The sequence below is a fragment of the Bradyrhizobium sp. B117 genome, assembly GCF_038969555.1.
Taxonomy (GTDB): Bacteria; Pseudomonadota; Alphaproteobacteria; order Rhizobiales; family Xanthobacteraceae; genus Bradyrhizobium.
This window is the reverse complement of sequence record NZ_CP152414.1, coordinates 1320492-1338093: the sequence shown is the minus strand read 5'-3', so window position 1 is coordinate 1338093 and position 17602 is coordinate 1320492. Positions and strand designations below refer to the sequence as shown.

Genomic DNA, 17602 nt, shown 5'->3' with positions numbered 1-17602 from the left:
CCAGACTGGACCGGCTGCCGGTGCTTTGTTTCCCCATCAGGGGCCGAAATGGCGCAAAGTTGCTGGTTCCTGCCTAAGTGCCTGAAGCCGCCCGTCAAATATGCAAAAACGCATGTGAATCGGCGCTTCTGCGCTTTGACGGGCGCCCGTGGGGGGCTTATGAAGCGGGCTCATGACCCAACATGAAAACGATACCGCCTGGCCGGACCATAAACCGACCGCGCTCCTCGTGCTCGCCGATGGCACGGTGCTCGAAGGCTTCGGTCTCGGCGCCGAAGGCCACGCCGTCGGTGAAGTCTGCTTCAACACCGCGATGACCGGCTATGAGGAGATCCTCACCGATCCCTCCTATGCCGGCCAGCTCATCACCTTCACCTTCCCGCATATCGGCAATGTCGGTACCAACGAGGAAGACATCGAGACGGTGAACATGGCAGCGACGCCAGGGGCGCGCGGCGTGATCCTGCGCACCGCGATCACCGATCCCTCGAACTACCGCGCCACCAAGCATCTCGACGCCTGGCTTAAGGCGCGCGGCATCATCGGCCTCTCCGGCATCGACACCCGGGCGCTGACCGCGCTGATCCGCAGCAAGGGCATGCCCAACGCCGTGATCGCGCATTCCAGGACCGGCGAATTCGATTTGCACGGCCTCAAGGAAGAAGCCCGCGAATGGCCTGGCCTCGAGGGCATGGACCTCGTGCCGATGGTCACGAGCGGCCAGCGCTTCACCTGGGACGAGACCCCTTGGCTGTGGGACAAGGGCTTTGGCCGCCAGGACAAGCCGGAGTTCAATGTCGTCGCCATCGACTACGGCATCAAGCGCAACATCCTGCGCCTGCTCGCCGGTGTCGGCTGCAAGGTGACGGTGGTGCCGGCAACGACCTCGTCGGAAGACATCCTGGCGATGAAGCCGGACGGCGTGTTCCTGTCGAACGGTCCAGGCGATCCGGCCGCCACCGGCAAATATGCCGTGCCCGTGATCCAGGACGTCATCAAGTCGGGCACGCCGACCTTCGGTATCTGCCTCGGCCACCAGATGCTGGGTCTTGCCGTCGGCGCGAAGACGAAGAAGATGCATCAGGGCCATCACGGTGCCAATCATCCCGTCAAGGACGAGACCACCGGCAAGGTGGAGATCACCTCGATGAATCACGGCTTTGCCGTGGACGAGACGACGCTGCCGAAGGGCGCGACGCAGACCCACATCTCGCTGTTCGACGGATCCAATTGCGGCATCCAGCTCGACGGCAAGCCGGTGTTCTCGGTGCAGTACCATCCCGAGGCCTCGCCGGGTCCGCGCGACTCGCATTATCTGTTCCAGCGCTTTGCCGATCTGATGCGGCAGAAGAAGAGCGCGTAAGGCGCGCTCGCAAAGCTGTGTCACGCATCGAGCCCGGGCCTGGTCCCGGGCTTCTTCGTCAGAGGAACGTCGTCTCCCGCCCCTCGTTGTTCCCTGCTACGCTCACGCAGGAGCCCCAGCCATGTCCGTCGTTCGCGACAAGGCCGAGCCGCTCGCCATCGTGTTCGAGGATGACGGGCTCGTGCCGAACAACATCCTTCCCTTCCTGGTCTACCAGGGTGCGGTGAAGCTCGATCCCAAGCATCCGGAAGAGACGATCGAAAACCTGTTCGAGGCGAATGACTGGGGCGGCACGTGGCGCAACGGCGTCTACGATTATCTCCACTATCATTCGACCGTGCATGAAGTGCTCGGCGTCGCGCGCGGCCATGCGCGGGTCCGCTTCGGCGGCGATCACGGCCAGGAGCTGGAGATCAAGGCGGGCGACGCCGCGATCCTGCCCGCCGGCACCGGGCATCAGTGCGTCAGGGCGAGTAGTGATTTCTGCGTGATCGGTGCTTATCCGCCGGGTGCGAAGATGGAGATCACGCGCGCGACGCCGGAAAATCACGCCAAGGCATTGAAGGCGATTCCGAAGGTGGCGCTGCCGCCGACCGATCCGGTGACGGGCAAGAATGGCGCGTTGATGCGGTTGTGGCGGTAGCTACAAAGACGGTGCCGTAGGGTGGGCAAAGGCGCGCTCTTGCGCGCCGTGCCCACCAAACCTACCGGCAAGATGCAGTTCGTGGGCACGCTTCCGCCTTCGCTCTTCGAGCTACGGCGGACAAGTCGCTTTGCCCACCCTACGGAGCTACAGCAGCCGGCCCTTACGCCTCGTTGCCACCTTCCTGCCGTGTGGCTTCGAACAGGAACCAGGTCCGGCGCTCGGTCTCGTCGATGAAGACTTCGAGGATGCTGGCGCTCGCGACATCGCCGGCCTCGTCGCAGACCTCATGCGCCTTCCGCATCGCGGCGGCCACATGCTTGTTGTCCTGCATCAGCTCGCGCAGCATCTCGCGCGGCGGGACGTAGTCCTCGTTGTTGTCCTTGATGGTCTGGAGCTTTGCGACCTGGCCGATCGATTTGAGCGTGGTGCCGCCGATCTTGCGGACGCGCTCGGCGAGCTGGTCGGTGGTGGCGAAGATCTGGTCGGACTGCTCGTCGAGCAGCAGATGGTAGTCGCGGAAATGCCGGCCGCTGATGTGCCAGTGGAAATTCTTGGTCTTCAGATACAGCGCGAACGCGTCGGCCAGAAGCACATTGAGCGCCTCCGAAACCTTGTTGACCGCCTGGGACGACAAATCGGTGGGGGTGTCGAGGTCGGGCGAGACCTTGCTGGGGGCTTTGCTCACGATGAACCTTCCTGTTAGGACGCGGACATTGACGGCGCGCCGTCGCACCCCTAACGCAAGGCGGCCAGCGCCGGTTCCTTGGCAGGAACCATTCGGCCCGGACCCTCGGATATCATGGACGATTGGATCGATTATTACGACTCGACGCATACGATCTATGTCAGCAAGCTGCATCGCGATTTGCACTTCCAGATCATCGCGCGGGACATCATTGGTTACATCCCCTCGCCCGACGCGACGGTGTTGGACTATGCCTGCGGCGAGGCGCTGTCGGCGGGCCAGGTGGCATCGGCCTGCGGCAAGCTGATCCTCGCCGAGCCGGCCCCCGGCGTGCGCGGCCGGCTGATCGCGCGCTTTGCCCCGAACACGAAGATCCGCGTCCGCTCGCTCGACGACGTCCGCAAGATGCAGGACCAGTCGATCGACCTCGCGGTGATGAACTCGGTCGCGCAATACATGACACCCGACGAGCTCGACGCCGCACTGCTCAACATCCGCCGCATCCTGAAGCCCTCCGGCAAGCTCGTGCTCGGCGATATCTTGCAGCCCAATGTGGGCATGGGCCGCGACGTGATGGCGCTGCTCAGCTTCGGCCTGCGGCACGGTTTTCTGAAGGATGCGCTGGTCGGGCTGATCAGCACCGCGCTGTCAGATTACCGTCACTTGCGCTCGCGCATCGGGCTCCAGCGCTACAGTGAGGACGAGATCACCGCCAAGCTGAGGGCCGCGGGCTTCGCGGTCCAGCGCGCCCACGGCAATATCGGCCACAATCGCTGGCGCATGACCTTCATCGCGCGGCCGCCTTTGGTTCGTTAAGCATAATAATTAGCTGAGGTGGCCCGCGGTATCCTGATCAGGCATGATCGCGACGGCCCGGTGGCGGAAGCGTCTACGCGAGGGCGGTGCAACGCTCTTCATCCTGGTTCAAATCCAGGCCGGGTCTCCACGCTTCGCCCCTTTCGGGGCTACGCGTGGCGCAGCCACGCAAGGCCCGAAAGGGGCGAAGCGTGTCCGGCGTAGCTGGAGCGAAGCGAAAGCGAAGACGGACTGCCGGCCAAATCGCACGCAATCGTCTCAACTTCAGTCCGCCTCAACCACCTCGCACTCCGGAAGCAGCTGAAGCCGGTCCGCATCCTTGGCCGCCGAGCTGATCACGGCATCGAGCAAGCCCGGAAACCGCGCATCCAGATCCTCGCGGCGCAGCCGCATGAAGCGGTTGGTGCCGGCGACGCGCGTCAGCATCAGGCCGCATTCGCGCAGTTTTGCGAAGTGATAGGCGAGGTTGGATTTGCCGGCGAGCGCGGAGAAGTCGCCGCAGCAGAGTTCACTGCTGACACGTTCCTGCTGCGCGAGCTGGTAAACGATCGCCAGTCGGATCGGATCGCTCAGGCAATCCAGAACCATCGGCAGCTCGATCTGCTCGCGGGTGGGATGGAGGGGCGTGCGGCTCATGGTCCGGAATCATAGCAAAGCGGCCGCAATGTTCAATAGTTCTTGAACCAACTGACACTGAAACCATTGCTTTCGATAGTTCAATAAACATTGAACATAGGGATCAACTGCACATGAGCGTATTCTGGCTGGCCCTCGGGGCCTTCGCGATAGGCACCGAAGGCTTTGTCATTGCTGGCCTTTTGCCGGCGATCGCCAATGATCTCTCGATATCGGTCTCCGCCGCGGGCCAACTGGTCACCGCCTATGCCCTCACCTATGCCGTGGGATCGCCGATCCTGGCGGTGGCGCTGAACAATATCGACCGCCGCACCGTGCTGGCGCTGGCGCTGACGACCTTCATCGCTGGCAATCTCGCGGCCATGGTGGCGAGCAACTATGCGCTGCTGCTGGCTTCGCGGATGCTGATGGCGCTGGGTTCCGGCCTATGCATGCCGACGGCGCTCGCCGTGTCGGTGGCCGTCGCCTCCCCCGAGAGGCGCGGCCGCGCGGTGGCGCTGGTCACTTCGGGCCTCACGGTTGCGACGGTCATTGGCGTCCCCCTCGGCAATCTCATTGGCAGCCTGCTCGGCTGGCGCGCGACTTTCGCCATGGTCGCGCTGATCGGCGCCGTCGCGCTCGCGGGTCTCCTGCTCGGCCTGCCCCGTGGCCTGCCGCGCAACACGGCTTCGCTCGGCGAACGGCTGGCGGTCGCGCGTCACAGCAATGTCGTGATCGCGCTGCTGATCACCATTCTCTGGGCGCTCGGCGGCTTCACCGTGTTCACCTATTTCGCGGTCCCGCTGCATGGCCTCGGCTTCGATGCCCCGCAGATCAGCCTCGCGCTGCTGGTGTTCGGCGGTGCCGCCGCGATCGGGAACATGCTTGGCGGCATCCTCGCCGACCGGTTCGGCACGCTCGCAACCGCGGCCCTCGGTCTCGCCGGCATGGCGAGCGCGCTAATCCTGCATTCGCTGGTCCTGAAGCTGATGCCCGGCCAGGCGCATTACGCGGTGCTGGGCGCGATCTTCCTCTGGGGCCTCTCCGGGTGGGCATTCTATCCGGCCCAGATCGCCAGCATCATCCGGATCGAGCCGCAGGCCTCGATGATCGCGCTCTCGCTCAATGCCTCCGCGATGTATCTCGGCTTCGCCATCGGCGGGGCGCTCGGCGGCGCGGTGCTCGCCACCCTGTCGGCAACCGACCTCGGTTGGATCGGCGGATCGAGCGTTGCGGCCTCGCTTCTGGTGCACCTCGCCCGCGGCTGGCAGGCACGGCCAAAACCCGTTAAAATTGCCGGTTGATGGGCGTTTTTCGGGGTTTCGCCGCCCCGAAAACTGGTCTAAGACCCACCCGCGCGCGAGGGAGACCACCGCGCTCTCGGCCAAAGGGACGCGCAACAGGCGCGCCCTTTTTTTGTGCCCAAATTCCAGTCCGGCGAGAGTTGATGCCCAAACGTACAGACATCACCACCATCCTGATCATCGGCGCCGGTCCCATCGTGATCGGCCAGGCCTGCGAGTTCGACTATTCGGGCACGCAAGCGGTGAAGACGCTGAAGGAAGAGGGCTATCGCATCGTCCTCGTCAATTCCAACCCGGCCACCATCATGACCGACCCGGAATTGGCGGATGCCACCTATATCGAGCCGATTACCCCCGAGATCGTCGCCAAGATCATCGAGAAGGAGCGCCACGTCATTCCCGGCGGCTTCGCGCTGCTGCCGACCATGGGCGGCCAGACCGCGCTGAACTGCGCGCTGTCGCTGCGCCGGCAGGGCACGCTGGAGAAGTTCGACGTCGAGATGATCGGCGCCACCGCGGATGCGATCGACAAGGCCGAGGACCGCCAGCTGTTCCGCAACGCCATGGAGAAGATCGGGCTGCAGACGCCGAAGTCGCGGCTCGCCAACGCGTCCGAGCTGAAGAAGTCGTTCCGCGACAAATACCACGCCGAACGCGAGAAGCTGTCGGGCGCAGCGCTCGAAGAGCTCGACCGGCAATGGACCCTCGGCGAAGGCGATCGCCGCAAGCGCTATCAGGAATACGCGCTCGGACAGGCGATGATGGCGCTGTCCGAGATCGGCCTGCCCGCGATCATCCGTCCCTCCTTCACCATGGGCGGCACCGGCGGCGGCATTGCCTACAACAAGGAAGAATTCCTCGACATCATCGAGCGCGGCCTCGACGCGTCTCCGACCAACGAAGTGCTGATCGAAGAATCCGTGCTCGGCTGGAAAGAGTACGAGATGGAGGTGGTGCGCGACAAGAAAGACAATTGCATCATCGTCTGCTCGATCGAGAACCTCGATCCGATGGGCGTGCACACCGGCGATTCCATCACGGTCGCGCCGGCGCTGACGCTGACCGACAAGGAATACCAGATCATGCGCGACGCCTCGCTGGCGGTGCTGCGCGAGATCGGCGTCGAGACCGGCGGCTCCAACGTGCAGTTCGGCGTCAATCCCGAGGACGGCCGCATGGTCGTCATCGAGATGAACCCGCGCGTGTCGCGCTCTTCCGCGCTGGCCTCGAAGGCCACCGGCTTCCCGATCGCCAAGGTCGCCGCCAAGCTCGCGGTCGGCTACACGCTCGACGAGATCTCCAACGATATCACCGGCGGCGCGACGCCCGCCTCGTTCGAGCCGACCATCGACTACGTCGTCACCAAGGTGCCGCGCTTCGCGTTCGAGAAATTCCCCGGCGCCTCCACCACGCTGACCACGTCGATGAAGTCGGTCGGCGAAGTCATGGCGATCGGTCGCACCTTCCAGGAAAGCCTGCAAAAGGCCTTGCGCGGGCTTGAGACCGGACTGACCGGCCTTGACGAGATCGAGATCGAGGGTTTGGGCCGCGACGACGACAAGAACGCGATCCGCGCCGCGCTCGGCACGCCGACGCCGAACCGGCTGCTCCAGGTCGCCCAGGCGATGCGCCTCGGCTGGACCAACGAGGAGATCTTCAAGTCCTGCAAGATCGACCCGTGGTTCCTCGGCGAGATGCGCGGCATCGTCGACATGGAGGAGAAGGTCCGGAAGAATGGCCTGCCCGGCAACGCCTTCGGCATGCGGACGCTCAAGGCCATGGGTTTCTCCGACGCGCGCCTCGCGGTGCTCGCCCATATGACGGAAGCCGAGGTGACGGCGAAGCGCCACGCGCTCGACGTCCGCCCCGTCTACAAGCGCATCGACACTTGTGCCGCCGAATTCGCCTCGCCCACCGCCTACATGTATTCGACCTATGAGGCGCCGTTTGCGGGCCTGCCTGCGGACGAGAGCACGCCGTCCGACAAGAAGAAGGTCATCATCCTCGGCGGCGGGCCCAACCGCATCGGCCAGGGCATCGAGTTCGACTATTGCTGCTGCCACGCCTGCTTCGCGCTGCATGACGCCGGCTACGAATCCATCATGGTCAACTGCAACCCGGAGACGGTGTCGACCGACTACGACACCGCCGACCGGCTCTATTTCGAGCCGCTCACCGCCGAGGACGTGCTGGAGATCATCGCGAAGGAGCGCAGCAACGGCACGCTGCACGGCGTGATCGTGCAGTTTGGCGGCCAGACGCCGCTGAAGCTCGCGCGCGCGCTGGAAGCTGCCGAAGTGCCGATCCTCGGCACCTCGCCCGACGCCATCGATCTCGCCGAAGACCGCGACCGCTTCAAGCGCGTGCTCGACAAGCTCAGGCTGAAGCAGCCGAAGAACGGCATCGCCTATTCGGTCGAGCAGGCGCGGCTCGTCTCCGCCGATCTCGGTCTGCCGCTGGTGGTGCGCCCGTCCTATGTGCTCGGCGGCCGCGCGATGCAGATCATCCGCGAGGAGAACCAGCTCAACGACTATCTGCTCGGCACGCTGCCGGAGCTGGTGCCAGCCGACGTCAAGGCGCGCTATCCGAACGACAAGACCGGGCAGATCAACACCGTGCTCGGCAAGAACCCGCTGCTGTTCGACCGCTATCTGTCGGACGCCACGGAGGTCGATGTCGACTGTCTCTGCGACGGCAAGGACGTCTTCATCGTCGGCATCATGGAGCACATCGAGGAGGCCGGCATCCATTCCGGCGACAGCGCCTGCTCGCTTCCGCCGCACTCGCTCGACGCGGAGATGATCGACGAGCTGGAGCGGCAGACCCGCGAGCTCGCGCTCGGCCTCGACGTCGTCGGCCTGATGAACGTGCAATACGCCATCAAGGACGGCGAGATCTATGTGCTCGAGGTCAACCCGCGCGCCTCGCGCACGGTGCCCTTCGTCGCCAAGGTGATCGGCACGCCGGTCGCGAAGATCGCCGCGCGCATCATGGCCGGCGAGAAGCTCGCCGACTTCAAATTGAAGAAGAGCGAGTTCAAGCACGTCGGCGTCAAGGAATCGGTGTTTCCCTTCGCACGCTTCCCCGGCGTCGACACCGTGCTGGGCCCGGAGATGCGCTCGACCGGTGAGGTCATGGGCATCGACCGCAATTTCGAGGTCGCCTTTGCCAAGAGCCAGCTCGGCGGCGGCACGCGGGTGCCGCGCAAGGGCACGGTGTTCGTCTCGGTGCGCGAGAGCGACAAGACGCGCATCGCGGACGCTGTGCGCGAACTGCATTCGCTCGGCTTCAAGGTGCTGGCGACGTCAGGCACGGCGCGCTTCCTCACTGACGAGGGCATCCCGGCCGAGAAGGTGAACAAGGTGCTGGAAGGGCGGCCGCACATCGTCGATGCCATCACCAATGGCGATGTCCAGCTCGTCTTCAACACCACGGAAGGCCCGCAGGCGCTGGCGGACAGCCGTTCACTGCGGCGCGCGGCCCTCTTGCATAAAGTGCCGTATTACACCACTCTTTCCGGGGCCGTGGCGGCCGCGCAGGGCATCCGCGCCTATCTGGGCGGGGACCTTGAGGTTCGTACCCTGCAGAGCTACTTTTCGGAAACCTGATCGCGGGCGCGGAAAGCTCAGCCTTTCCGCTAAGTGATTGGCAATGAAGCCACAATGGCCGGAGGAACTGTCCGGCCATGTGGTTGTTCTGTTCCGGCGCCAGACCCACATAACCCTCCGTGGCCGCGTGCTCAGCCCCGGACATAGCGACGAATCAAGGTTGCCGCGCCCCTCCGTTTGCGGGGGCGCGAAGCCGAAGGACGAGAGAAGAGATGGAAAAGGTTCCGATGACCCAGGCCGGCTTTGTCGCGCTCGGGGAAGAATTGAAGCAGCGCCAGTCCGTGGACCGTCCGCGGATCATCGAGCATATCGCCGAGGCGCGCTCGCACGGAGACCTGTCGGAGAACGCGGAATATCATGCCGCGAAGGAAGAACAGTCGCACAATGAGGGCCGCATCGCCGAGCTTGAGGACAAGCTCGCGCGCGCCGACATCATCGACATCTCAAAGCTCTCCGGCGACACCATCAAGTTCGGCGCCACCGTGACGCTGGTCGACGAGGACACCGAGAAGAAGACGGTGTGGCAGATCGTCGGCGAGGTCGAGGCCGACGCCAAGAAGGGCCGCATCTCCATCACATCGCCGCTCGCCCGCGCGCTGATCGGCAAGAAGAAGGGCGCCTCCGTGGAGGTGAATACGCCCGGCGGCGCCAAGGCGTACGAGATCACCAAGGTAGAGTGGCGGTAGGGTTTTCCCGCTGCGCTGATGTTCAAAAGGCCGCGCGATGCGCGGCCTTTTTGTTTTGGCGGGCCGCTCTTTCACCGTCAGCCTGAGGTGCTCGCCTCTTCGGCGAGCCTCGAGGGATGACGGATCCAACAGGCTTGCGCCCTACCTTCTTCCCTTCACGTCCAGCGGCACGGCGGCCTCGTATTTCGAATTATGCAGCACCAGCGAGGTCCGCACGTTGCGCACGTGCGGGGCGGCGGTGAGGTGCGTGACGAAATCCTGGAAGGTCGCCATGTCGGGGGCGACGCATTTCAGGATGAAATCGACCTCGCCCGATAGCATCCAGCATTCCCGCACCAAGGGCTCGGCGCGGACGAACTCCTCGAAGGCGCGCAAATCCGCCTCGGCCTGGCTGGAGAGGTGCACGGCGGCGAACACGGTGACGTCGAAGCCGAGCTTGCGGGCGTCGAGGAGCCCACGGTAGCCGTGGATATAGCCTTCCTCCTCAAGCGTCCGGACCCGGCGCAGGCACGGCGGCGGCGAGATGCCGACCCGCTTGGCCAGCTCGACATTCGTGATTCGACCGTCGGCCTGGATTTCGGTCAGAATTTTCAGGTCGATCTCGTCTAGGTTCCGCGACACGTGATTGGAACTCCTGGCCTTTGCGGCGGTATTGGGTGGTTTGTCGCAATCCTCATACCCAGTCCGCGCGGCCAGCGCAATTTTATTGCGCGTGCAGCGCAATCGACTTTTGTTCCGTGTTGGAAAAATCCGCTGAGAGGGAATGCAATTCTTGCATGGCTCACCAGAAGGCTTAGATTAGCTCTGATATTTCAGCGCCTCCGCGAGGCCTCCCGGCACGTTCCGCGCCCGCGCTGCAAATCCCCCGTGAAAGGCGTCCATCGAAATGTCCGCTCCTGTTCATGCAAAGGTCGTCATCATTGGCTCCGGCCCCGCCGGCTACACCGCGGCGATCTACGCCGCGCGGGCGATGCTCGAGCCGATCCTGATCCAGGGCATCCAGCCGGGCGGCCAGCTCACCATCACCACCGACGTTGAGAACTATCCGGGCTTCGCCGACGTGATCCAAGGCCCCTGGCTGATGGAACAGATGGAGAAGCAGGCGGTCCATGTCGGTACCAAGATCGTCTCCGACCTGGTGATCAAGCTCGACACCTCGCAGCGGCCGTTCCGCCTCACCTGCGACAGTGGCGACGTCTATCTCGCCGACAGCGTGATTCTCGCCACCGGCGCACAGGCGCGCTGGCTTGGACTGCCGTCCGAGGTGAAGTTCCAGGGTGGCGGCGTCTCGGCCTGCGCCACCTGCGACGGCTTCTTCTACCGCAACAAGGACGTCATGGTGGTCGGCGGCGGCAATACCGCGGTCGAGGAGGCCCTGTACCTCACCAACCACGCCTCGCAGGTCACCATCGTGCATCGCCGCGATCACTTCCGCGCCGAGCGCATCCTGCAGGAGCGCCTGTTCAAGCACCCCAAGATCAAGGTGATCTGGGACTCTGCCGTCGACGAGATCTGCGGCACCGAGAACCCGAACAAGGTCACCCATGTGCGCCTCAAGAACGTCAAGACCGGCGCGCTCAAGGACGTGAAGACCGACGGCATCTTCATCGCCATCGGCCATGCGCCGGCGACCGAGCTCGTGAAAGACCAGGTCAAGCTGAAACCGTCGGGCTATGTCGAGGTCGCCCCGAACTCGACCGCGACCTCGGTGCCCGGCTTGTTCGCCGCCGGCGACGTTGCCGACGAGACCTACCGTCAGGCGGTCACGGCCGCGGGCCTCGGCTGCATGGCAGCTCTCGAAGCCGAACGATTCCTGTCCCTGCGCGCCAGCGAGCGCGCTGCAGCGGAATAACGATCATGCCTCGAACACGCGACGGATTTACAGACATGGACTGGGACAAGCTGAAGGTGTTTCACGCGGCGGCGGAAGCAGGCAGCTTCACGCATGCGGGCGAGCAGCTCGGCCTGTCGCAATCGGCGGTGTCACGCCAGGTCTCGGCGCTGGAGCAGGAGCTCTCGGTCTCGCTGTTCCACCGCCACGCCCGCGGCCTGATCCTCACCGAGCAGGGCGACCTCCTGTTCCGCACCGCGCATGACGTGTTCATGCAGCTGCAGGCGGCGCGCGCCAAGCTGACCGACAGCCGCGAGCGGCCGAGCGGCGACCTCAAGATCACCACCACGCCTGGCGTCGGCATCAACTGGCTGATCCCGCGGCTCGGCGAGTTCACCGCGCTCTATCCGGAGATCCGGATCTCGCTGATCGTCACCGACGAGGAGCTCGATCTCTCCATGCGCGAGGCGGACGTTGCGATCCGCACCCGCAAGCCGACGCAGCCCGATCTCATCCAGCGCAAGCTGTTCGCGATGGGCTTCCACGCCTATTGCTCGCCGGAATACATCAAGCGCTTCGGCACGCCGCGCACGCTGGAGGAGCTCGACTCCCACCGCATCATCACGCTCTCCGACGGCAACTTCGCGCCGCATCTTCAGAACCGCAATTGGCTGGTCGAAGCTGCGCGCAACGGCTCGGGTCCGCGCGAGGCTTATTTCAAGGTCAACAACATCCTCGGCCTCGTCCGCGCCTGTCAGCAGGGCCTCGGCATCGCCGCGCTGCCCGACTATCTCGTCGAAGAGCAGAGCCGCCTCGTGCAACTGTTCGGCGAGTCCGATTCGATCCAGCTCGACACCTACTTCGTCTATCCCGAGGAGTTGAAGACGGTCGCGCGCGTGCAAGTGTTCCGCGACTTTGTGGTGAGCAAGGCGCAGCGCTGGCCGTCCTGATTTCCGCATGTCTGACATGCGGCCTCGGCTGTTGCTGCATGGCGCTGGAGAAGCCCATACTGTTTGCACGCTGAGCCTTCGCGTTGCGCATTTGTCCCCCTCCTCCAGTGGCGCGGGAGTTCAGTAATCCCTCTTGGAAGGTGATTGTGTCGGCCTCACGTGGCCAATACCTAAGCCGGGCTCTTTGGGCCCGGCTTTTTTTCTTGTCATTCGGCTTTCGCCCTCCGCGTGTATTGACAGTTCCAGGCATACCCCGCATCATTTGCCCATGATCACGAAGTCGTGCGCCCTCGTTTCGAAAAAAGGCCCCCATCCGGGGACCTCGGAATGGTGCGCGCGCTAGGCTGACTTCGTCATCGCGAGCCAATCCCGAAAACCCCGCCACCTGGACGGGGTTTTTTCATGTGCCTCCGTCTCAGGTTTTTTCCCGAGAAGGAGATGGAACATGACCGGACTACGCGATCAATTGCACGGGCTGTGGCTGCCGCTGGTGACGCCGTTTCAAGGCGGCAAGCTCGACGAGACCTCGCTGCGGCGGCTGACCCGGCATTACTGCGGACAGGCTATCGACGGCTTCATCCTGGGGGCGACCTCCGGTGAAGGCATGACCTTGCGCGAAGCCGAGCTCGAGCGCCTCGTTGCCGTGGTGCGCGAGGAGATGGCGGCGGGCCGCCGCAGCATCCCGATCTGCCTCGGCCTGTCGGGCGCAGACACGGCGCGGCTGAAGGATCGCCTCGACGAGACCGCGGACTGGCCGATCGACGGCTATTTGATCGCAAGCCCCTATTACGTGCGGCCATCGCAGCGCGGGCTCTCGGCGCATTTCGAGGCGCTCGCCGATCACGCCGCCTGGCCGCTCGCGCTCTACAACATTCCCTATCGCTGCGCGGTCAACATCACCAACCAGACCATGCTGCGGCTTGCCGAGCATCCCAACATCGTCGGGCTGAAGGATTGCGGCGGGAGCCGCGAGCAATCGATCGCGCTGCTGCGCGACCGCCCGAAGGATTTTCGCGTGCTGACCGGCGAGGACGCAAACTATCTCGAGGCGCTCACCGACGGTGCCGACGGCGGCATCGTGCTGTCGGCCCATGTCGAGACCGCGGCGTTCGCGGCGATCTATAGCGAGCACAAGCGCGGCAACCACGATGCCGCGCAGGCGCGCTGGAATGAGATCGCGGAGCTGACGCGGTTGTTGTTCGCCGAGCCGAGCCCGGCGCCGGCGAAGTATTGGCTGTGGCGCAGCGGCCTGATCGACAGCCCCGAGGTGCGCCTGCCGATGGTGGAGGTGAGCAGCGAGCTCGCGGCGACAATCGATCGCGAGATCGCGCGACGGATGAAAGTCGCGGCGTAGTCACTCTCTCCCCAAGCACGCTGCACCTTCTCCCCTTGCGGGAGAAGGTGGCGCGAAGCGCCGGATGAGGGGTCTCTGTCCACGCGCAAGACTGCCCGTGAGGAGAGAGACCCCTCACCCGTCTCGCCGCTACGCGGCGAGCCACCCTCTCCCGCAAGGGGAGAGGGTAAGAGGCGCCGTGGTTAACCGCGCGCGAATTGCCTTCGCAGGCGCCGCATGGCGCATCCACGTCTCGTTTACGCAATGGCGCCTATCGTTTCCCTCAAAGTCTACCGAAGGGGGAATATCCAATGGGGAATCGCAACCGGCCTACGGCCGCAAGCCAGTTCGCGCCCGCCGATCTTTTGCAGGGAATTCTCGTGGTGTCGTCGTTCGGATTCTGGGCGGTGGTGCTCGGCCTGATGCCGGTGCTGCTGTTTCGGGTCTGGCTCACCTGACGGCGGCGCGCCGCGCGGATGGTTAATCCGTGGTGGCAAATGCGCTGGAAAAGCGCAGGGGCCTGCGGGACGGAATCTTAAAGCATCCCGCCTATCGTCGACGCCCATAAGCGAAGAAATCGCGGGGGCGTTTGTGAATAGTCATAACGAGGCGGCGTCGCATTACGACGCCACACAGCAGAACTTTACCACCGGGGACATTCTCTGGGCCGTCGGCATCTGGTCGGTGATCCTGACCCTGTCGCCGGTCATCGTGTTCTACATGCTGATGGTGGCGTAGCTCACCTTCACCGGAGGCAGAAACGCAAAACGCGCGGGCATCCGCGCGTTTGTCGTCCGGGGAGTGATGTGTGAAATTATGCTGCCTGCTTGTGCATTGCGCCGGACGCCGACGCCGTGCCGCGAATAGCCTTCACTGAACGCTCGATCGCCGCCCACAGCCTTGCGATCTCCTGGGCCGCGCGGCTCTCGGCCTGATACTCGCGCGCGCCTTCGCCGTGGCTCAGCGCCATCAGCAAATCCGAACGGTTGGTGATCTGGCCGCCCCACACCGGAGCGCGGAATTTCGCCAGCGCTTCGCGGGCGATGGTGACGATCGGGCTTTCGGCTTCGTCGCGCTTGGCCGGCGCACCGTTGAGCACGACCGCATAGGGCTTGCGCGCCGCACGGCACATCTGGATGGTTTCCTGCACCGCGTTGACGTCGAACACGCCGGGACGGGCGGGAATGACAACCATGGTGGCATTCTTGATCGCGTCGTCGACGACGGCCGACAGGTTCGGCGGCGTATCGATCAACACCCATTCATAGCCGTCGCGCTTGGCAGCGGAGACGATGCCGCTGACGGAGTTCACCGCCGCCTTGATCGGCGGCTCGTTGGTGCCACGCAGCTTGTGCCACAGCGTGAGCGAGCCCTGCGGATCCGCATCGACGAGCAGAATGGGCTTGGTCGCCTTGATCTGCGCGGCGAGATGTGCAGCCAGGGTGCTCTTCCCCGAGCCGCCTTTACGCGATGCAAAAACAATAACGTTCATACCTTCGGCCTCCCAGATTGACCCCAGGCCACGAAAATGAATCACCCCGCTGATTCGGGAAAGAAAAATTTATCGGGAGTTGCGTCGCCGCCACGAAATAACAAGACGTGTTGGCTTTTGAGTCACACTGCCGGGAGCGACGAGACGCGAACTGCAATGAAACGCCTGTAATGCAAGCGCCTGTGCGCTTTTTGAGCAGCGCGGCGGGCAAAACGGAATGCAACCTGCCCGCGCAAACCTTCGACCGACTCTTTTCCATCGCGCGCGTCCGTAATGACCGCAAATCCGCGCGGCGCTCGCGCGAACAAAAGGAGTCCGGAAGCTGTCGCGAGGCTGAGGGCGGGAGTCGTTCCGCCCCGGGAACGGCAAGCCTGCGTGACATCGGTCACAAGCGGAGCACGGAATGCAAATGCCCGGGGGAGCGCCCGGGCATCACAAGGTTTCAAGCGAGGAACGCAGCTAGCCGCGTTCAGCCCTCGTCGGTTTTCTTCTTCTTGCTTGCCTTCGCCGCCGGCTTCTTCTTCGAGGTCGTCGAGGCGCTTCTCGGCGCGACGTTGGTCGGCCTGCCGGCGCGCGGCGCGGCCGCCTCGCCCCGCTCCGCGCCGCGGCGGAAGAACACCGCGCATTGCGGCGAGAGCTGCGACTTCCTCTGGATCATGCAGGCGGTGATGGCGTCGACGTTCGGAACGAACTCGCCGCACAGCCGCATCGCATCCGGCGTGCAGGCCTGCTGCTGCTCGGGCGTGTAGGCAAAGCCAGAGCCTGGCTGGACCAGGACGGCCAGCGCAAGCGCGAGGCCTGCGGCAGCCATGGATTGTCTGAAGCGAAACACCGGCATCGTTCCCCCCAAATGTCGAACAGGAGGGAATAGTGGGTGAACGGCGGTTCGTTGGCAACCGAGGGGAGATGCGAAAACGGGCCGCTGTGCGCTCTCGGCAACAGCGGTGGGGCCGGGACCTTCCACCGCGTCATGGCCGGGCTTGTCCCGGCCATCCACGACCTTCGCTTGCAGATCAAAGAACGTGGATGCCCGGGACAAGCCCGGGCATGACGGCCTTCGCGGGGGATGACGGCGGTGGGTGGGTCGGACAAAAAATTCGAAAACAACCCCATGCACAGTAGCCATGGCACTGGGCCGCCTCGCGAATTTCGCAACCTTTGCGGATTTTACGAAATCCGTTTGACTCGTCGGGCAAAACAGGGGCATGATGGCACCATCGAGGGCGCGTGGGGTGTGAGGCCATATCCCCGTGAGGTTGAGGGGCGCATGGCCACCGTATTGATCGTCGCGCCGGTGTTCGCCCTGATCGCGGCGGGCTATGCGTCGGTGCTGTTCCGCTTCGTCTCGGAGACCGCGCACAAGGGCATCAGCGAATTCGCCTTCAGCATCGCGATTCCCGCCCTGCTGTTCCGCACCATCGTCGTGTCGGAATTCCCCGACGTCAGCCCGTGGCGCATGTGGGGCGCCTATTACGGCGCGCTCGCGCTCACCTGGATCGCGGCGCTGATGCTCTCGGCCCTGCTCCGCGCGCGGCGCGAGGACCGCGAAGACGGCGTCGTGTTCGCGATCGGCTCGGTCTACGGCAACATCGTGATGCTCGGCATTCCGCTGGTGCTCTCGGCGCTGGGCAACGAGGGAGCGGGGCCGATGGCGCTGATCCTGTCGGTGAACACGCCGCTGCTCTGGCTCTGCGGCATCCTGCAGATGGAGCTGGTCAGCCGCAAGCGCACCGGCTCGCCGCTGTCGGTGATCCGCCCCGTGCTCGCCGATCTCTCCCGCAACCCCTTGATGCTGGCGATCGGCTTCGGCGTGGTGTGGCGCTTCACCGGCCTCGGCCTCAATCCCGTCGTCGACAGGACGGTCGAGCTGCTCGCGCAGGCGGGATCGCCGGCGGCCCTGATCGCGCTCGGCATCAACCTGTTCCGCTTCGAGGTGAAAGGCGAGAAGCTCAGCATTTTGGTGATGTGCGCGCTCAAGCTGGTGGCGATGCCCGCGGCGGCGTTCGTGCTGGCAAAACTGCTCGGCCTGCCGCCGGTCGCCGCCGGCGTGATCGTGCTGTTCGCGGCGATGCCGACCGGCGCGAACGCCTACATCTTCGCGGCGCAGTATCAGCGGCTGGTGAATCCGGTGTCGGGCGCGGTGGCGCTGGGGACGTTGCTGGCGGCGCTGACGTTGCCGATGGTGGTGATGATGGTGGCGGGGGTGAGATAGGGGCGACAACGCACTTCGAGATCTCGTAGAGGCTGTTCACCCTCATCGCATGACCTTCAGG

The 17602-nt window shown here is 64.4% G+C and carries 17 protein-coding genes and 1 tRNA gene; 13 read left to right on the top strand and 5 right to left on the bottom strand.

Features of this window, described 5'->3' with window-relative positions; translation table 11 throughout:
• Positions 1–172 precede the first annotated feature (172 nt).
• Both carA and AAFG16_RS06510 read left to right on the top strand, forming a co-directional pair.
• The gene (carA, locus tag AAFG16_RS06515) at positions 173–1363 is read left to right on the top strand and encodes a glutamine-hydrolyzing carbamoyl-phosphate synthase small subunit (RefSeq protein WP_283084055.1); all 1191 of its coding nucleotides are present in this window, start codon (positions 173–175) and stop codon (positions 1361–1363) included.
• Between the two features lie 121 nt (positions 1364–1484).
• Positions 1485–2006, top strand: a complete 522-nt coding sequence (locus AAFG16_RS06510) for a cupin domain-containing protein (protein WP_342738141.1) — start codon at positions 1485–1487, stop codon at positions 2004–2006.
• Positions 2007–2169: 163 nt separating this feature from the next.
• On the opposite strand, the gene AAFG16_RS06505 is transcribed toward AAFG16_RS06510, so the two are convergent.
• Positions 2170–2694: a DNA starvation/stationary phase protection protein gene (locus tag AAFG16_RS06505; RefSeq protein WP_027563745.1), complete on the bottom strand. Its 525-nt coding sequence runs from the start codon at positions 2692–2694 to the stop codon at positions 2170–2172.
• Positions 2695–2808: 114 nt separating this feature from the next.
• On the opposite strand from AAFG16_RS06505, the gene AAFG16_RS06500 reads away from it, so the two are divergent.
• Both AAFG16_RS06500 and AAFG16_RS06495 read left to right on the top strand, forming a co-directional pair.
• A complete protein-coding gene (locus tag AAFG16_RS06500) occupies positions 2809–3510 on the top strand; it encodes a methyltransferase domain-containing protein (RefSeq protein WP_342738139.1) in 702 nt (233 codons plus the stop codon).
• Between the two features lie 54 nt (positions 3511–3564).
• A tRNA-OTHER gene (locus tag AAFG16_RS06495) sits at positions 3565–3640 on the top strand.
• A 134-nt stretch (positions 3641–3774) separates the two neighbouring features.
• Here AAFG16_RS06495 and AAFG16_RS06490 read toward each other — a convergent pair.
• Entirely contained in the window at positions 3775–4146 is a 372-nt protein-coding gene (locus AAFG16_RS06490; protein ID WP_283084052.1) for a helix-turn-helix transcriptional regulator, read from the bottom strand.
• 113 nt (positions 4147–4259) lie between these two features.
• On the opposite strand from AAFG16_RS06490, the gene AAFG16_RS06485 reads away from it, so the two are divergent.
• The 3 genes from AAFG16_RS06485 (at position 4260) to greA (ending at position 9723) form a co-directional block, all read left to right on the top strand.
• On the top strand, positions 4260–5429 hold the full coding sequence (locus tag AAFG16_RS06485) for an MFS transporter (RefSeq protein ID WP_342738137.1): 1170 nt from the start codon (positions 4260–4262) through the stop codon (positions 5427–5429).
• A gap of 143 nt (positions 5430–5572) precedes the next feature.
• Positions 5573–9037 (top strand): carbamoyl-phosphate synthase large subunit, encoded by a 3465-nt coding sequence (gene carB / locus AAFG16_RS06480; RefSeq protein WP_342738135.1) that lies wholly within the window; start codon positions 5573–5575, stop codon positions 9035–9037.
• 212 nt (positions 9038–9249) lie between these two features.
• Positions 9250–9723, top strand: a complete 474-nt coding sequence (gene greA, locus AAFG16_RS06475) for a transcription elongation factor GreA (RefSeq protein WP_027563740.1) — start codon at positions 9250–9252, stop codon at positions 9721–9723.
• Between the two features lie 141 nt (positions 9724–9864).
• On the opposite strand, the gene AAFG16_RS06470 is transcribed toward greA, so the two are convergent.
• Positions 9865–10344: an Lrp/AsnC family transcriptional regulator gene (locus tag AAFG16_RS06470; protein ID WP_200498109.1), complete on the bottom strand. Its 480-nt coding sequence runs from the start codon at positions 10342–10344 to the stop codon at positions 9865–9867.
• A 265-nt stretch (positions 10345–10609) separates the two neighbouring features.
• On the opposite strand from AAFG16_RS06470, the gene trxB reads away from it, so the two are divergent.
• The 5 genes from trxB (at position 10610) to AAFG16_RS06445 (ending at position 14575) form a co-directional block, all read left to right on the top strand.
• Positions 10610–11575, top strand: coding sequence for a thioredoxin-disulfide reductase (gene trxB, locus AAFG16_RS06465; RefSeq protein WP_283084049.1), 966 nt, complete (start codon positions 10610–10612; stop codon positions 11573–11575).
• A 5-nt stretch (positions 11576–11580) separates the two neighbouring features.
• A complete protein-coding gene (locus AAFG16_RS06460; RefSeq protein WP_027563737.1) occupies positions 11581–12504 on the top strand; it encodes a LysR family transcriptional regulator in 924 nt (307 codons plus the stop codon).
• A gap of 445 nt (positions 12505–12949) precedes the next feature.
• Complete coding sequence (locus tag AAFG16_RS06455; RefSeq protein ID WP_342738131.1) at positions 12950–13858, top strand: 4-hydroxy-tetrahydrodipicolinate synthase; 909 nt, start codon at positions 12950–12952, stop codon at positions 13856–13858.
• 290 nt (positions 13859–14148) lie between these two features.
• A complete protein-coding gene (locus AAFG16_RS06450) occupies positions 14149–14295 on the top strand; it encodes a hypothetical protein (protein ID WP_342738129.1) in 147 nt (48 codons plus the stop codon).
• Between the two features lie 133 nt (positions 14296–14428).
• The gene (locus AAFG16_RS06445; protein ID WP_283084046.1) at positions 14429–14575 is read left to right on the top strand and encodes a hypothetical protein; all 147 of its coding nucleotides are present in this window, start codon (positions 14429–14431) and stop codon (positions 14573–14575) included.
• A 76-nt stretch (positions 14576–14651) separates the two neighbouring features.
• Here AAFG16_RS06445 and AAFG16_RS06440 read toward each other — a convergent pair whose 3' ends face one another.
• Both AAFG16_RS06440 and AAFG16_RS06435 read right to left on the bottom strand, forming a co-directional pair.
• Positions 14652–15329, bottom strand: coding sequence for a ParA family protein (locus tag AAFG16_RS06440; protein ID WP_235547902.1), 678 nt, complete (start codon positions 15327–15329; stop codon positions 14652–14654).
• A gap of 469 nt (positions 15330–15798) precedes the next feature.
• A complete protein-coding gene (locus tag AAFG16_RS06435) occupies positions 15799–16167 on the bottom strand; it encodes a hypothetical protein (protein ID WP_342738125.1) in 369 nt (122 codons plus the stop codon).
• Positions 16168–16596: 429 nt separating this feature from the next.
• Between AAFG16_RS06435 and AAFG16_RS06430 the strand changes: the two genes are divergently transcribed.
• Positions 16597–17541: an AEC family transporter gene (locus AAFG16_RS06430; RefSeq protein ID WP_342738123.1), complete on the top strand. Its 945-nt coding sequence runs from the start codon at positions 16597–16599 to the stop codon at positions 17539–17541.
• Positions 17542–17602: the final 61 nt, after the last annotated feature.

Bases quoted from the DNA above. Each gene is read 5' to 3' on its own strand.
- carA (WP_283084055.1), top strand. From the start codon at position 173: ATGACCCAACATGAAAACGATACCGCCTGGCCGGACCATAAACCGACC.
- AAFG16_RS06510 (WP_342738141.1), top strand. From the start codon at position 1,485: ATGTCCGTCGTTCGCGACAAGGCCGAGCCGCTCGCCATCGTGTTCGAG.
- AAFG16_RS06500 (WP_342738139.1), top strand. From the start codon at position 2,809: ATGGACGATTGGATCGATTATTACGACTCGACGCATACGATCTATGTC.
- AAFG16_RS06490 (WP_283084052.1), bottom strand. From the start codon at position 4,146: ATGAGCCGCACGCCCCTCCATCCCACCCGCGAGCAGATCGAGCTGCCG.
- AAFG16_RS06485 (WP_342738137.1), top strand. From the start codon at position 4,260: ATGAGCGTATTCTGGCTGGCCCTCGGGGCCTTCGCGATAGGCACCGAA.
- carB (WP_342738135.1), top strand. From the start codon at position 5,573: ATGCCCAAACGTACAGACATCACCACCATCCTGATCATCGGCGCCGGT.
- greA (WP_027563740.1), top strand. From the start codon at position 9,250: ATGGAAAAGGTTCCGATGACCCAGGCCGGCTTTGTCGCGCTCGGGGAA.
- trxB (WP_283084049.1), top strand. From the start codon at position 10,610: ATGTCCGCTCCTGTTCATGCAAAGGTCGTCATCATTGGCTCCGGCCCC.
- AAFG16_RS06460 (WP_027563737.1), top strand. From the start codon at position 11,581: ATGCCTCGAACACGCGACGGATTTACAGACATGGACTGGGACAAGCTG.
- AAFG16_RS06455 (WP_342738131.1), top strand. From the start codon at position 12,950: ATGACCGGACTACGCGATCAATTGCACGGGCTGTGGCTGCCGCTGGTG.
- AAFG16_RS06450 (WP_342738129.1), top strand. From the start codon at position 14,149: ATGGGGAATCGCAACCGGCCTACGGCCGCAAGCCAGTTCGCGCCCGCC.
- AAFG16_RS06440 (WP_235547902.1), bottom strand. From the start codon at position 15,329: ATGAACGTTATTGTTTTTGCATCGCGTAAAGGCGGCTCGGGGAAGAGC.
- AAFG16_RS06435 (WP_342738125.1), bottom strand. From the start codon at position 16,167: ATGCCGGTGTTTCGCTTCAGACAATCCATGGCTGCCGCAGGCCTCGCG.
- AAFG16_RS06430 (WP_342738123.1), top strand. From the start codon at position 16,597: ATGGCCACCGTATTGATCGTCGCGCCGGTGTTCGCCCTGATCGCGGCG.